The 504-nt window shown below is 44.4% G+C and carries 1 protein-coding gene; it reads right to left on the reverse strand.

All coding sequences use genetic code 11. The features are described 5' to 3' along the window. Nucleotides 1–142: 142 nt before the first annotated feature. A partial coding sequence (locus UU7_RS17270; RefSeq protein ID WP_050981483.1) for a head-tail connector protein occupies nucleotides 143–504 on the reverse strand: 362 nt, incomplete at its 5' end.

The raw sequence follows: 504 nt of genomic DNA on the forward strand, positions 1-504 counted from the left end.
GTGTCCACCAACTGACCTTTGCTGTAATGACACCTGACGTTTTCGTGGATCTTCTCCTTTTTCTGTTTTGTGAAGCCGCCCTCTACAACCTCAACCCAACGGTATATATCCATGCGATCTTTCCATAATCTTTGAAGCGCATTCATCTCCGCAACCTCCGGAATCGCATCAAGGCCTGCTTGTCTTTTTCAGACAGGCCGTAGATAGTTTCTCTGGAAACCTCGTCAGTGTTGTAGGTTATAGAGGTATCGCCCTCTTTTATTGAGGTCACGTCAAATACCGCTTTCCCCCCGGTTTCCGCTTCGTAATCCATGATGGTCTTGACCTTGCGACGTATAAATGGTTCCATTTCTGCAGGTGGCTCTTTTAAATTACAGTAGCTTAAACATTCACGGATAACGTCTTCAATGAGCAAATCCATGCTGCCGTCATCAATTTTGAGATTCTGCTTTACCAGTGCAAGCATTTCTTCAAAAGTCATACAATCACAACCTTTTGAGGAAG

The sequence above is a fragment of the Rhodanobacter spathiphylli B39 genome (assembly GCF_000264295.1).
Classification (GTDB): domain Bacteria; phylum Pseudomonadota; class Gammaproteobacteria; order Xanthomonadales; family Rhodanobacteraceae; genus Rhodanobacter; species Rhodanobacter spathiphylli.